We start from the raw sequence: 14,734 nt of genomic DNA, 5'->3' as shown, positions 1-14,734 counted from the left end.
GAAGTGAAAAACTTCAATGCGATACACCTTTTTTGATGGGCAAAATTAGAGTGTAGTTTGGTCTTTTTTCGGTTTTCTGTCATTAGACTGCTGAACTGACGAACTACGGTTCAGATATTGATTCAGATTATCTAATTTTCTGTTGAGAGCATGGATTTCTTTCTCAGCAGATTTATAGGTTTTCTATAAGGTTTCTTTCTTGGAATACAAAGAATTGTATTCGTTACGGAGCTTTTCAATATCAAGCGTTTTAGGGCTGATTCCAAGACGTTTTAGCATATTTTCTGCACCGTCATGGAGCAGAAGTTCTGTTTCGTGACTTCGCAGGTAAGCATCCGGATTTTTAGATTTCTGATACCGGACATGATAGATATGATTGGACTGATATTGTTCGGCATATTTCAAAATCTGTCCTAAATCCTTTAATTGATGCTCGGTTTCAACAAGACTGTTTCGTGCAGTTTTGGCAAGAACCGACTTAGTAGCAAGCTGTTTTTTCAGCTCGGCAATGGAGCCTGTTTCATTGTAACTGCTGGCAGCAATTTTTAGGTTTTGGATGTCCGCCCAATGCTTCAGCCCGGGACTTTGTTCAAACTTTTCTTCCGAGGTGTCAATGAGCTTTTTGGAAGAATAATCTTTGACAAGCTGCTTCTTTCTTGTAGGAAATGGAATACGCTTTTTAGGCTGTGTCAATGCCTTTGCTTCGATCCGCTCCTTAATTCGTTCTTTGGTGTATTCCGCACCTAAAGAGCTGGCTCTGCCACGGATAAAATGCTCACGGTCAAGTGGTCGGAAAGAGATATATTTTAAAGATTTTTCATCAAAGGTTTCGCCTTTTATCTCATATCCTTTGGCACGGATAAGGTCAAGAAAGTCCTCATAAGTATCAGCAGTTTGGATAGCTTCGTCAATGTCATTTTTGAGTGTGGTTTTCCATGAAGTTTTGTCTTTCCCGACGATGAAGTCTTTGAAGGACGGAATGCAGTAAAATCAAGGCTTTCAAGCCTTCGATAGAAAAAAGTACAGCAAAAGTACAGCGAATTTCGAGCCTATAATACCCGATAACACTGAATAATACGGGTTACGGAAGAAAAGCAGTACCAAGCAGCAGGAAAGAAAAATAGAGATTGCGCTTATTAAGAGCCACTTTTCTAAGAGAAATCTTGGAAGAGTGGCTCTTTTCGTTTTGGCGATTGTCCGGGGAACCTTCAGAGGGCAAGTACGATGCACAAAGCTTCAAAGATTCAATGAATAAGGAGGCTTTTATGGATAACAGGATTTTTGAATTAGCGGATCAGCTTAAGGCCGCAAAAGATAAGAAGAAGGAACTGGATGCTGAAATAAAAGAGCTTGGTGCAAAGATCGATGAACTTGATCTGGCATTGTCGGATGCGATGGCTGAAGCGGAATGTGAGAGATTCAGCCGTAATGGAAATACTTTTTATCTGAATACCAGATTATATGCTTCTCCTATTGCCGGTCAGAAGGAAGCAATGTTCCAGGCGCTTAAGGATAACGGATACGGTGAAATCGTTACCGAGACTGTTAATGCTAATACTTTAGCTTCATTTGTCAAGGAGCAGATGGCTGAAAATAATGATGAAGTGCCTGAGTGGATCGCTCAGGTCGTGAACACCTTCGAGAAGGTTAGTGTCGGTATTCGTAAGGGATGAGCTTAAGGGGGTTGCAAAATTTCCATAGTGGTAGAGGGAGCGGTTCCCTCTATCACATTGCTCAAAGAAACGGAGGATTTTATTATGAGCGAAAAGAATAATGATACTGCGAATAATGAACAGACAGCGCTGACCGCGGGAGGTTTCGCAGCTCTCGCAAATGTGGGTGCGCTGAATGATGCAACAGAGGATCTGGCAGGTCTTGATCTCACTTTTGACAGGATAAAGATTCCTGCTGGTGGTTCAACGGCTTTTGAGATTCCGGACGGTGACAGTGAAGAAGTGAATATGGTTAAGGAAATTGTAGGAGTGATCTTGCTACATCATCCTGCTTATGCCTATTACAAGGATAAGTATACCGGCGGTTCGAATCCACCTGATTGCGGTTCCTTTGATGGTGTGAACGGTACGGGTGATCCGGGCGGTGCTTGTGCTACCTGTCCTTTGAACCAGTTCGGTTCCGGAGAGGGTCAGAGCAAGGCCTGTAAGAATCGTCGCATGATCTATGTGCTTATGGAGGGCGAACTTTTCCCGATGGTGCTTTCGCTTCCTACGGGATCGCTGAAGGAATTTACCAAGTACTTGAAGAGACAGCTTTCAAAAGGGCGTAAGCTCAATCAGATCGTGACCAAGATTTCTCTGAAGAAGGCGACGAACAGTTCCGGTATTGCTTTTTCTCAGGCGGTTTTCACTTTTGACCGTGTGCTGAATGAGGAAGAGAAGGCAGCGATTGTTGTTATGACCGAATCGGTGAAGAATTATGCGGCGAATCTTACCATGTCAGCCCTGGCAGAAGGTAATGATGATGCGCCTTTTGTAGATGCTGAGACCGGTGAGGTTATTGAGCCGTTGAAGAAGTGATGTTTTGCAGTAAGCCGGAGGGGTGATGAGCCCTTCCGGCAGAATTGAGGTGATATCGATGGGAATGAAAACTGAATATAGAGTCGTTACCACCGTGGAAGAGGCTTTGGATTATATAGGCGATTCCAAAGAGGTGGCATTTGACTTTGAGACCGCACCGAATGATAAATTTCGGGATGAGGATAAGGCAGCTCTGGATCCGGCGAAGAGCCATATCGTGACCATGAGTATAAGCGTTAAGGAAGGTACTGGGATCATGATACCGGTCGCACATAAGGTCGGTAAGAATATTGATCAAGAAGCGTTTGTGATTTTTCTTCAGGCGATGATGATGAGACCGAGCTGGATCAAGATCGCACATAACCTTCAGTTCGAGGCTATGTTCTCATATGCGCTGGGGATCGTTATACAGGAACCTGTTTATGATACGATTGCTGCTTCACAGATGTCTATGAAGAGTGCAACAGAGTTTAGATCACTTTCGGAGTCGGGCTTAAAACCATTGGCAGCGGAATTGTGTGATGAGCCGTTACCTTCCTTTACAACCGTTACCGGGGGTAAGCATTTTGATGAGTTGGATCCTGAGGATCCAGAGACTATACGGTACAGCTGTGCGGATGCTGATTTTGCTTTGAGGCTGTACCACATTTTCAATAACTGGTTTGATAAGTTCCTTCCGAAACACAGGTGGATCGTGGAGAATATCGAGTCTCCTACGGCGGTATATCTGGGGATTATGAAATATAACGGTGTTCCGATTGACGAAAAGCTGATGCTGAAGCGTAAGGAAGAAGCAGAGGCAGAAATGGAGCGTATTCGTAAGGAGATCGCTTTTATCATTGGTGATGTGAATATCGGAAGTAATTGCAGCACCAATGCGTTCAAGAATTATCTCTATAAGGATCTTGGACTGCCGGTATTAAAGGTTACGGAATCGAACCGAGAGGCAGCAGATGATTCGACCATGATCATGTTGAAGGAATGGAGCGATGAAAACAGGCCTGAGCTTTCGCCGCTTTTTACGCTGGTACAGGAATATCGTAAGTGGGGCAAGATCAAGTCTACCTATATCGACGGCTATCTGAAATACAGAAATGCTGTGACGGGTAGGTTGCACCCGAATTTCTTTGCACTGTCTACAGATACAGGGAGATTCAGCTGCAATTCTCCGAACTGCCAAAATATGCCGAGAAAAACGAATGATCCGATAGGAGTCAGAAATTTTATCAAGGCACCGAAAGGGCATATTATTGTGAGTTGCGATTATAGCCAGATTGAATTACGTGTCGGCGCTCATTACTGTCAGGATGAGATTATGCTGGATACATACAGGCGCGGCGGCGATATTCACGCGGCTACTACGAGCGTTATCTTTAATATTCCTTATGATCAGGCGGTTGATAAGCACGCTGAAAATTATAAGGAAAGACGGACGATTGCTAAGAATGTGAATTTCGGCACATTTTACGGGCTTTTCCCGAGGGGGTTGCAAAAAACCCTTAGGTTTAAAGCCGGTGTTGAAAAGAGCGTGGAAGAATGTGAGGAGATCATCAGCAATCTCAAAGCCGGGTATCCCGGACTTACCACATGGCAGGAAGAAACTAAGGCTATGGCGGCAAGGCGCAAGTATTCTGAAACAAGGCTTGGTCGAAGGCGCTATCTTCCAAACATTGATTCCGATGATTGGGGAAAGAAGTCTTTTGCAGAACGTTGTTCAATGAATACGCCGATTCAGGGTACGGCAGCAGATATTTTGAAGATGGCTTTAGGTAGGATCATCGCAGGGCTTCCCGAGAGGGAGTGGTTAAAGCCAATACTTCAGATTCACGATGAGCTTACATTTATTATTCCGGAGGAAAAACTGGATGATGCAGTTGCTTATATCAAATCCTGTATGGAGCCTCAGCCTTTTCCCGAGTTTGATCTTCCTCTGGTAGCAGAGGCATCGGCTGGTCCGACATTTGGCAAGATGGAAGAGTTGGAGGATTAGCCTATGTACAGAAACAGTGAAGGGTACTCAGATCCTACCGCCGCTATGGCGGTGGGGAATCTGATGCGCGAGTACAAGCAGAAACAAAGAACAAAGTGGCGAAGACAATATGAAATAAAGAACAGGAAAAAAATCTACGTGGCTTCAAAGTATGCGGGAAACGTTGATGCAAATGTCGCTGCAGCGATTGGTTACTGTAAATATGTCATTTCACAAAACTGTATTCCTATAGCAAGCCACCTGCTTTATCCGCAGACGCTTGATGACAATGATCCCGATGAGCGTGAGCTGGGTCTTATGTTCGGGTTGTCGCTTTTGGCAATCTGCGATGAAATATGGTGCTTTGGCGATATATCCGAGTCTGAAGGTGTTCAACAGGAGATCGTCGAGGCAAGGAAGCTGGGGAAGACGGTACGATATGTAAAGGAGGGCAGCTGATATGGATATAACAGCACAAGAGATATTAAACAGTCTGTTTAATCCTGAAGACAAGGTTTGCCTCCGAGTTTTTGATGACAAGAAGCGCGGAGTGTTTGCCGGTCAGAAGCTTGATGTGGAATGTGGTAAGTTTGCTTCTATTGAAGAGACTCTGAGACAGCATAATGCTCAGGATCGTGGTATTTTCTTTGTCGTTAATTTCGGCGGCCAGGATGATGATGCGATTACAAGGATCAATGCACAATTCGTAGAGAGCGATGAACTTTCTTTTGAGGAACAGGAAAAACAGATAGGTGAATTTCCGCTTCCGCCTTCAATGATCATTAAGACAAGGAAATCTCTGCATACTTACTGGTTTGTAAAGGATGCGAAGGTCGAGCGGTTCCGTGTTATTCAGAAGCAGCTGGTAAAACAATTTCACGGGGATTCAAATTGTGTGAATGAGAGCCGTGTTATGAGGCTTCCGGGGTATAACCATTGTAAGGAAGATCCTGTGATGGTGGAATGCATTTTGTTTCACCCGGAACGTCGTTATACACAGGATCAGTTATCTGATCTGCTTCCGGTTGTAGAAGAGCAGCCCGTGGAGAATAAGAAGGGTACCGAAAAGGGACTTTCCATTCTTAAACATGAATGCGAGTTTATCAAGCATTGCCGTGATAATGCGGCGACTCTTTCAGAGCATGACTGGTATGCTATGCTCACTGAACTGGCGGTATTTGAGGGTGGCGTGGAGCTTATACATGAGTATTCAAAACCGTATAAGGATTACGATCCGGCGGTGACTCAGAAGAAGATCAATCATTTTCTGGAATCCGGTACCCGTCCGATGACTTGTGCGACTATCGGAGAAAAGGGTTTTAAATGTCCCAAGATGGTATCCGGGGAGTGTACCTGCAAGGCACCGGCGGCAATATGTTATGTGCCGATGAGCTTGGATGGACTTCGTGATATCATTGCGAGTCTTCCTGTTGCGAACAAGGTATTTGATAATATGCAGACCGCAAACGAGTTTATGGAAGAGTACCTTTACAATCAGGATAATGTTATCGCTGAAACTGTGATCAATACGGAGCTGAAGGAGCATTTTAAGCTTACGGTATCTTCGCTGAAGCCGCTGATTGCAAGGTACAAAGAGTTATCGAAAGCATATCAGCAGGGTCTGAAATCGAGGATGCATAAAGTGGAGAACGAGCTTCCTCTGTGGTATTCACCTACAGATCATGAACTTAAATTCTTACCCGGAGTTTTGGCAGAGCATATGGTCGAGGCTGAAAAGGTATTTTATGCAGCTGAGCAGCATTACATTTACCGTAGCGGTGTATATTCACCGATACACGAAATGGAAGCTCAGAAGCTGGTGCGGGATAAGATGATTGCGAGTGAGACCAAAATGAACCAGATCAACGATGCGGAACATCAGTGGAGACTTCTGGTTCGTAAGGAGATCAGGGAGCTTAATTCCAATCCCTATATTCTGAATCTGAAGAACGGTCTTTACAATGTTTTGGAAGATACGCTTACAGAGCACACAGCAGAGTATTATTCTACGATACAGCTGAATGTAAGTTATGATCCGGGAGCCGATTGTCCGAGGTTCAAACAGTTTTTGGAAGAATCGATGGGCGGCGATATGGGTCAGGTCAAACTGATACAGGAAATGCTGGGTTATTTCCTTATACCGGTGAATCTGGCTCAAAAGTGCTTTGTTATTGTCGGTGCAGGCGGCGCGGGCAAGTCGAAACTGCTCATGGTACTGAATGAGCTGCTTTTGGGCAAGGAAAATGTGTCCAATGTATCATGGCAGGCGTTGAATGAGCGTTTTAAGACAGCAGAGCTTTTCGGGAAGCTGGCCAATATCTTTGCGGATCTTCCGACGAAGAATATTGATGACAACGGTATTTTTAAAGCTATTGTAGGCGAGGATTATCTGACCGTCGAGAAAAAGAACCGTGATCCGTTCTCATTTCAGTCGAATGCGAGGCTGCTTTTTAGCTGCAACAGTATTCCTAAGAATTACGGTGACAGGTCGGACGGTTTTTACAGAAGGCTGATCATTATCCGTTTTAATCATGCGGTGCCTCAGGAAAAGAAGGATCCGAACCTGCTTGATAAGTTCAGGGTAGAAGCGGATGGCATTTTTCTCTTTGCACTGGAAGGTTTACGCCGTTTGATGGCTAATCATTATGTGTTTTCAGAGACCGATATCAACAGGGAAGAGCTGCAGCAGTACCGTGAGGAAAGTGACAGCGTGCTGTCCTTTGTTAAGGAAGACTGCGAGCTTGGTGATGGTTATGAGGTCGGTTCGACACAGCTTTACAATGCATACAAGGCATACTGCGAAGAATGCGGATTGAAGCCCTTTTCACAGAAACAGTTTGTATCACAGATCGTTGCTGCAAATGACGGAGTTACAAGGAGCGTGGATAAAGTTGGCAAAAAGAGGACGCTTGCAGGAATCAAGCTGGGTGAGCTCCTGGATTAAGGTTCCATTGAAATCGGTTTTTGACACATTGACACGTTTTGACACCAAAATTCTATCTTCCCAATATATGCATGTGAAAATAATGCCATATTAAGAGATATGCAGGATTTTTGAAAAATGTTCCTTAAAAATGGAAATCAAGTGTCAAATGTGTCAGAAGCCTTGAAAAACAAGGAGACAATTTGACAGATGAAGGAATCGGATATCGTAAAGGCAATCCTGAAGTACTTAAAAACCGTGCCGGGATGCTTTGCCTGGAAAGAGCATGGCGGGATGTACGGTACCGCCGGAATACCTGATATCATCTGCTGCTATCGTGGCAGATTTTATGGGTTTGAAGTTAAGACAGAGGATGGAGAGCCTACCAGATTACAGGAGGCTACAATCAGAAAAATCCAAAAAGCCGGGGGCACTGCTTTGGTGGTGAGATCCGTGGATGAGGTGCGAGCCGTAATAGACGGTTCCTTGCAATGAACATAGAACACTGAATCAGAAAACAACGCTTCAATGCATCGATGCCGCAAAAGATATAACAATAAACCTTTTGATGGAGGTATCGACAATGAAGATTAAAGAATATTTGATGCAGGCATACAGAATTGACCAGAGAATCAATTCCAAACTGGAACAGATCGGTGCCCTGCATGATCTGGCGACAAAAGCGACGGTTACATTTTCAGATATGCCGCGCAATCCCAATAAGGGAAAGTCCAAGATCGAAGATGCCATTATTAAGATCATGGAGTTGGAAGATGAGATCAATCACGATATAGACGAGCTGGTTGATCTTAAAACGGATATCACTCATCTCATCAAGAGTCTGGACAGTCATGAATACCAGATAATATTGGAACAGAGATATCTTTGCTTTAAGTCGTGGGAAAAGATATCCGTGGATTTGGGATATAGCATTCAGCATACATTTCGTCTGCACGATGCCGCTCTTACAGATTTGGAGAGATTTTATAAAGATGAGAGTTGATGTGATAGAATGCGATATGGCACCTGTGATATAGTTATAATGGCGAAAGTAAAATGAACGAAGCCCGGAGGGAGCAATCCTTGCCGGGCTTTTGTATTGGAGATGATGATTATGCCAAGGAGACCGAAAAGACCATGCTCATATCCGGGCTGTCCGAACCTTACAGACGGTCGTTACTGTCCGGAGCATCAGCAGAAGGTGAACAGTAATTATGAGAAGTATGGCAGGGATAAGTCTACGAAGAAGAGATACGGTCGTGCGTGGAAGAGGATCCGTGACAAATATGCTGTGGAGCATCCCTTCTGTGAACTGTGTTTTGAGCGTGGGATTATCGTGCCGACTGAAGAGATACACCATAAGAAGCCTTTGAGTGAAGGTGGTACACACGATCGTATTAACCTGATCGCGCTGTGCAAGTCGTGTCACTCAACCATACACGCGAAGAGAGGGGATTATTGGGGAAACCATCGTGGGTAGGGGCAGGTGAAATCTCTACAGGTATGGCTCCCAGGGAACGGCGCGGGGGTCACGCGTGCAAAATCGCGAAATGAAAAGTGAAATTCGAACTAAAGAGAATTTACCTCTGAGGTAAACAAACATCTTGACTGATTAAGATATCTGTGCTATCATAAATTTACCTCAAAGGTAAATCCGAAAGAGAGGTGATGGTTTGGATATCACGTACAAGAACAACAAAATCAAAAAGGTTTGTACGGATGCCAAAACTGCAGAGAGAACCTACGGTCGAGAAATGGCCGAAAAAATACATCAGCGTATAGATGAAATTGGTGCAGCAGATACTGTTGAGATGATGATACAGTTCCATATCGGACGATGTCATCCACTTACGCAGAATAGAAAAGGGCAATACGCGGTGGATTTGGTTCATCCGTACAGATTGGTATTCGAGAAGAATGGCGACGAGATCCAAATAGCAAACATTTTGGAAATAGTCGATTATCATTAGAGGTCAAGATGACAAGTCAAGGAGGTAGCACTATGGTGAGAAGTCGCAGTTATATTGCAACGCCACCTGGGGCGACAATTAAAGAGCAGTTGAATGACAGAGGCATGAGCCAGAAGGAGTTTGCAGCCAGGATGGATATGTCTGAAAAGCATATCAGCAAGCTCATTAACGGTGAGGTGCAGCTTACACTGGAGACCGCGGTTAGATTAGAAATGGTTTTAGGTGTACCGGCAAAGTTTTGGAATAATCTTGAGGCGATATACAGAGAGAAGATAATAAAGGCTGAAGCAGAAAATGCAATGGATGCTGATGCTGAAATGGCCAAACAATTTCCTTATAGCGAGATGGCAAAGTTTGGATGGGTTCCGGAGACTAGAGAAGCGAAGGAGAAGGTTGTCAATCTGAGGAAATACTTTGAGGTTGTTGAACTTTCACTTCTTGGGAGTGAGCAGATTACGAGAATTGCCTGCAGACGTCTGGCAATAACAGAAAAAAGTGATCTGGCATTAATTGCATGGGCACAGGAGGCAAAGATTAAGGCGCGTGGTATCCAAACCGCTCCGATCAATATCAAAGGTTTGATTTCTGCTATGCCAGAGATAAGAAAAATGACAGTTCTTAAACCTAAGGAATTCTGTCCTCAGATCAAGAAATGTCTTGCGGATTGTGGAATAGCTTTAGTATTTCTGCCGCACCTTAAAGGTTCATTCCTCCAGGGGGCTTCTTTTATGGACGGGAACAAGATTGTTGTAGGGCTTACTGCCAGAGGTAAGGATGCTGACAAGTTTTGGTTCAGCCTGTTCCATGAACTTGCGCACATCGCTCTTGGTCATGTAGGGCAACCTAATGGTACATCTGAAGATGATGAGAAAGCAGCGGACAAATGGTCTGGTGATACACTTATTTCATCTGATGATTTTGAAGCTTTCAGAGAGGAAAGAGATTATTCAGAGAGAAGAGTACTCCAATTTGCAAAAGCTCAAGGAATTGCTCCGGGGATAGTAGTCGGGAGAATGCAGCTGGAAGGAATGATCAAGTACAGTATGTTGAATAATTTGAAAGAGAAATATGAAATAGCTGTATAAAGGATATATTCAAAAAACTTTTGAAGGATCATGTGAAGAGCATGGTCCTTTTATTATGCAAAGCAGAAGGAAGGAGGGCGATGCTCTATGGCTGGAAGAAAGCCGAAGCCTACAGCCGTAAAAAAGCTGGAAGGCAATCCGGGAAAGAGAAAACTGAACACAAAAGAACCGAATCCGGGTAAGGGAATGCCCGACTGCCCTGCATGGTTATTGCCGGAAGCTAAGACAGAATGGATCCGCTTATCGGAGAAATTGAATCAGATGGGAGTGCTGACGGAGATCGACCGGTCTGTATTTGCAGCCTATTGTCAGTCCTACGCCAGATGGAAAGAGGCTCAGGAACATATCAATTCCGAGGGTGCTACCTACGAAACGGAGAATGGTATACAGAGACCGAATCCGTGGGTTGCGATCTGTAACACGGAACAGCGGCTGATGATGCAGGCAGCATCTGAGTTTGGTCTGACTCCATCGGCCAGATCGAGGATCATGGCGGCATCCGGCGTCGGCAAGGACGAAGAAGATGAGATGGAGGCATTACTTGGGGGTGAGGCTTAATGGCGGAGAGAAGACCTGCGGGTTATCCGAAGCTGAAGAATTATAAGCCGTCAAGGTTCATGCTTCCGACATCTCATTATGATAAGGCGAAGGCTGACAGGGCTGTGAAGTTTATCGAGAATCTGTGTCACACCAAAGGGAAATGGGCAGGCAAGAGGTTCTGGCTGCTCCCCTGGCAGGAACAGCTGATCCGTGACATCTTCGGGATCGTCAAACCTGACGGGTACCGGCAGCTCCGAACAGCCTTTGTGGAAATATGCAAGAAAGTAGGTAAGAGCGAATTGGCAGCAGCCGTCGCTCTTTATCTTTTGTATGCAGATAATGAACCTTCTGCTGAAGTCTATGGCGCTGCGGCTGACAGGCAGCAGGCCAGCATCGTTTTCGATGTGGCAAGGCAGATGGTGGAGATGTCGCCGGCGCTTCTGAAACGGTCGAAGCTGATGACGGCAACAAAGAGAATAGTAAACTACGGAAATTCAGGATATTACCAGGTGCTCAGTGCAGAGGTCGGGGGTAAGCATGGATTTTCAGTCAGTGGATTGGTATTCGATGAGATTCATACTCAGCCGAACAGGCAGCTGTATGACGTTCTGACAAAGGGATCATCAGATGCCAGACAGAATCCGCTGCATTTCATTATCACCACGGCAGGTACGGACAGACATTCCATCGCCTATGAGCTTCATACAAAGGCGGTGGATATTCTGGAAGGCCGGCGTGTGGATCCGACTTTCTATCCGGTGGTCTATGGACTGAAGGATGATGAGGACTGGGAGGATGAAGCAAACTGGTACAAGGTCAATCCTTCGCTGGGATACACCGTGGATATAGAGCGCTTGCGTGATGCCTACCGGGAAGCAAAGCAGAATCCGGCGGATGAAGTGACCTTCAAGTGGCTGAGGCTGAACATGTGGGTTTCAAGTACTGTGGCATGGATACCGGATGCGATATTCATGAAGGGAAACGAAGAGATTGATCTGGCGGCGCTGGAAGGCCGGGACTGCTACGGCGGTCTGGACTTATCCAGCACAGGTGATATCACGGCTCTCGTTTTGATGTTCCCACCGAGGGATGAGGATGAGAAGTATATCCTGCTTCCGTTCTTCTGGGTACCGGAAGAAACGATACCGCAGAGAGTGAAGGCAGCATCCGTTCCTTATGACATCTGGGAGAGGCAGGGATATCTGTTATCGACCGAGGGCAACGTGATCCACTATGACTTCATTGAGAAGTTCATCAATGACCTGGCGGAGAAGTACCACATTGTCGAGATCGCAGTGGACAGATGGAATGCCACACAGATGATCCAGAACTTGGAAGGTGACGGATTCACGATGGTTCCGTTCGGTCAGGGCTTTGCTTCAATGTCAGGACCGACAAAGGATTTTTATCATCTGCTTATGGAAGGCAAGATCATTCACGGAGGACATCCGGTTCTCAGGTGGATGGCCGGCAACGTGGTAGTCGATACGGATCCTGCCGGGAATATCAAGGTAACGAAGGCAAAATCAAAAGAGAAGATTGACGGCATTGTGGCTGCAATCATGGCACTTGACCGATGCATACGCAATCAGACGGAGCCGCAGGGGAGTGTTTATGATGAGCGCGGATTACTTGTATTTTGACGAAGGAGGGAATTGCGATGGGAATACTGAGCGGTCTGTTTCGGAGCAGGGATAAGCCTACAGACAGGACAGCAGGAAGCAGCTACAGCTTCTTTCTGGGAGGTACTTCAAGTGGCAAGTATGTGACGGAACGGTCTGCGATGCAGATGACGGCGGTGTACTGCTGCGTAAGGATCCTGTCGGAGGCGGTGGCAAGCCTGCCATTACAATTTTACAGATATACCGACGATGGCGGTAAGGAGAAAGCGGTGGATCATCCGCTTTATTTTTTGCTCCATGATGAGCCGAATCCGGAGATGACTTCCTTCATATTCCGGGAGACCTTGATGACACACTTGCTTCTGTGGGGAAATGCGTATTCGCAGATCATCCGTAATGGCAAGGGTGAAGTTGTGGCTCTGTATCCGCTGATGCCGGATCGGATGAAGGTGGACCGTGATGAGCACGGAAGGCTCTATTACGAATACACCGTTTATGATTCGGACGATGTGGACGGGAGGAAGGGCACCAATAAGGTTGGAAGAACCGTAAGGCTCCAGCCTCATGATGTACTGCACATTCCGGGGCTTGGTTTTGACGGGCTTGTGGGATATTCGCCTATTGCAATGGCGAAGAATGCCATAGGCCTTGCGATTGCTACGGAAGAGTACGGCAGTAAGTTTTTTGCGAACGGCGCGGCTCCATCGGGTGTGCTGGAGCATCCGGGAACTATTAAGGATCCGTCAAAAGTGAGAGAAAGCTGGCAGGCTACCTTCGGAGGAAGCGGCAATGCGAATAAGATTGCTGTTTTGGAAGAAGGTGTGAAGTACACGCCGATCTCCATTTCACCGGAACAGGCTCAGTTCCTGGAGACAAGAAAGTTCCAGATTGATGAGATTGCGAGGATCTTCCGTGTGCCGCCTCATATGATCGGTGACTTGGAGAAGTCCAGCTTCAACAACATTGAGCAGCAGAGCTTGGAGTTTGTGAAGTACACGCTGGATCCCTGGGTAAGCCGTTGGGAGCAGGCAATGGTAAGAGCTTTGCTCACTCCGGATGAGAAGAAGAAATACTTCTTCAAGTTCAATGTGGACGGATTGCTCAGAGGTGATTACCAGAGCAGGATGAACGGCTATGCGACAGCCAGACAGAACGGCTGGATGTCTGCAAACGATATCCGAGAGCTGGAGAACCTGGACAGGATCCCGGCGGAACAGGGCGGTGATCTGTACCTGATCAATGGAAATATGACGAAGCTGGAGGATGCCGGGATATTTGCGGCAGGCAACAACGGAAAGGAGGAAGGAGATTCCGATGAAGAAGTTTTGGAACTGGAAAAGCAGGAAGATCAGAGACCAGGCTTCCGGCGAAGAGGTCAATGAAAGAGTGCTTTTCCTGAATGGAACCATAGCAGAAGAGAGCTGGTTTGACGATGATGTCACGCCGGCTCTTTTTAGAGAAGAGCTGAATGCCGGAACAGGAAACATCACGGTCTGGATCAACAGTCCGGGCGGTGACTGCGTGGCAGCGGCTCAGATCTACAACATGCTGATGGACTATAAGGGCGATGTCACGGTGAAGATCGATGGCATTGCGGCATCGGCGGCAAGCGTGATCGCGATGGCAGGGACGAAGGTGCTCATGAGTCCCGTGAGCATGATGATGATCCACAATCCGGCGACTATCGCTTTTGGCGATACGGCGGAGATGCAGAAGGCGATCAACATGCTGGCTGAAGTGAAGGAATCCATCATGAATGCCTATGAGATCAAGACCGGCATGAGCAGGACGAAGATTTCACATCTGATGGATGCGGAAACCTGGATGGACGCGCACAAGGCGGTGGAACTGGGATTCGCGGATGATGTGCTGCAGAGGGCAGATGCATCGGAAGCAGATGATCTGGAAGCACCGGAAGTGTCGATGCTTTATTCCAGGGCGGCGGTGACCAATTCGCTGATGGATAAGATCGCGGCGAAGTGTCACATTAAGGCACCGGAGAGCGGTGCGGCAACTGAACAGACAACGGATAACGGGCGTTCCTGTGATGAGATCAGGGAACGCCTGAACTTTATCAAGAGATTCATTTAA

At 46.2% G+C, this 14,734-nt stretch carries 15 protein-coding genes; 14 read left to right on the top strand and 1 reads right to left on the bottom strand.

Annotation, left to right across the window (positions count from 1 at the left end):
* Window positions 1–183: 183 nt before the first annotated feature.
* Complete coding sequence (locus VV089_RS15180) at window positions 184–693, bottom strand: hypothetical protein (RefSeq protein WP_334336483.1); 510 nt, start codon at window positions 691–693, stop codon at window positions 184–186.
* Between the two features lie 572 nt (window positions 694–1,265).
* On the opposite strand from VV089_RS15180, the gene VV089_RS15170 reads away from it, so the two are divergent.
* From VV089_RS15170 to VV089_RS15105, 14 genes are all read left to right on the top strand, one after another.
* Entirely contained in the window at window positions 1,266–1,673 is a 408-nt protein-coding gene (locus tag VV089_RS15170; RefSeq protein ID WP_303742416.1) for a gp33 family protein, read from the top strand.
* Window positions 1,674–1,757: 84 nt separating this feature from the next.
* Window positions 1,758–2,534 carry a hypothetical protein gene (locus tag VV089_RS15165; protein ID WP_303742417.1) on the top strand — a complete coding sequence of 259 codons (777 nt, stop codon included), beginning with the start codon at window positions 1,758–1,760 and terminating at the stop codon, window positions 2,532–2,534.
* Between the two features lie 58 nt (window positions 2,535–2,592).
* Window positions 2,593–4,524, top strand: coding sequence for a bifunctional 3'-5' exonuclease/DNA polymerase (locus VV089_RS15160; RefSeq protein ID WP_334336482.1), 1,932 nt, complete (start codon window positions 2,593–2,595; stop codon window positions 4,522–4,524).
* A 3-nt stretch (window positions 4,525–4,527) separates the two neighbouring features.
* A complete protein-coding gene (locus VV089_RS15155; RefSeq protein ID WP_334336481.1) occupies window positions 4,528–4,962 on the top strand; it encodes a DUF7768 domain-containing protein in 435 nt (144 codons plus the stop codon).
* 1 nt (window position 4,963) lies between these two features.
* Window positions 4,964–7,447, top strand: a complete 2,484-nt coding sequence (locus VV089_RS15150) for a DNA primase family protein (RefSeq protein WP_334336480.1) — start codon at window positions 4,964–4,966, stop codon at window positions 7,445–7,447.
* Between the two features lie 189 nt (window positions 7,448–7,636).
* Window positions 7,637–7,921, top strand: coding sequence for a VRR-NUC domain-containing protein (locus VV089_RS15145; RefSeq protein ID WP_303742421.1), 285 nt, complete (start codon window positions 7,637–7,639; stop codon window positions 7,919–7,921).
* 88 nt (window positions 7,922–8,009) lie between these two features.
* Window positions 8,010–8,429: a DUF1492 domain-containing protein gene (locus VV089_RS15140; RefSeq protein WP_300849889.1), complete on the top strand. Its 420-nt coding sequence runs from the start codon at window positions 8,010–8,012 to the stop codon at window positions 8,427–8,429.
* Window positions 8,430–8,540: 111 nt separating this feature from the next.
* A complete protein-coding gene (locus VV089_RS15135) occupies window positions 8,541–8,906 on the top strand; it encodes an HNH endonuclease (RefSeq protein ID WP_334336479.1) in 366 nt (121 codons plus the stop codon).
* A gap of 193 nt (window positions 8,907–9,099) precedes the next feature.
* Window positions 9,100–9,396, top strand: a complete 297-nt coding sequence (locus tag VV089_RS15130; RefSeq protein ID WP_300849887.1) for a type II toxin-antitoxin system RelE/ParE family toxin — start codon at window positions 9,100–9,102, stop codon at window positions 9,394–9,396.
* A gap of 32 nt (window positions 9,397–9,428) precedes the next feature.
* Window positions 9,429–10,481 carry a HigA family addiction module antitoxin gene (locus VV089_RS15125; RefSeq protein WP_334336478.1) on the top strand — a complete coding sequence of 351 codons (1,053 nt, stop codon included), beginning with the start codon at window positions 9,429–9,431 and terminating at the stop codon, window positions 10,479–10,481.
* 87 nt (window positions 10,482–10,568) lie between these two features.
* Window positions 10,569–11,039: a phage terminase small subunit P27 family gene (locus tag VV089_RS15120; RefSeq protein WP_334336477.1), complete on the top strand. Its 471-nt coding sequence runs from the start codon at window positions 10,569–10,571 to the stop codon at window positions 11,037–11,039.
* On the top strand, window positions 11,039–12,664 hold the full coding sequence (locus tag VV089_RS15115) for a terminase large subunit (RefSeq protein WP_334336476.1): 1,626 nt from the start codon (window positions 11,039–11,041) through the stop codon (window positions 12,662–12,664). Before VV089_RS15120 ends, VV089_RS15115 begins: the two co-directional genes overlap by 1 nt.
* 17 nt (window positions 12,665–12,681) lie before the next feature.
* Complete coding sequence (locus VV089_RS15110; protein ID WP_334336475.1) at window positions 12,682–14,025, top strand: phage portal protein; 1,344 nt, start codon at window positions 12,682–12,684, stop codon at window positions 14,023–14,025.
* On the top strand, window positions 13,958–14,734 hold the full coding sequence (locus VV089_RS15105) for a head maturation protease, ClpP-related (RefSeq protein ID WP_334336474.1): 777 nt from the start codon (window positions 13,958–13,960) through the stop codon (window positions 14,732–14,734). The genes VV089_RS15110 and VV089_RS15105 overlap by 68 nt, the downstream gene beginning before the upstream one ends.

Origin of the sequence: Candidatus Merdisoma sp. JLR.KK011 (genome assembly GCF_036941125.1) — a bacterium.
Taxonomy (GTDB): Bacteria; Bacillota; Clostridia; order Lachnospirales; family Lachnospiraceae; genus Laedolimicola.
This window is presented reverse-complemented; position numbering and strand designations above follow the sequence as displayed.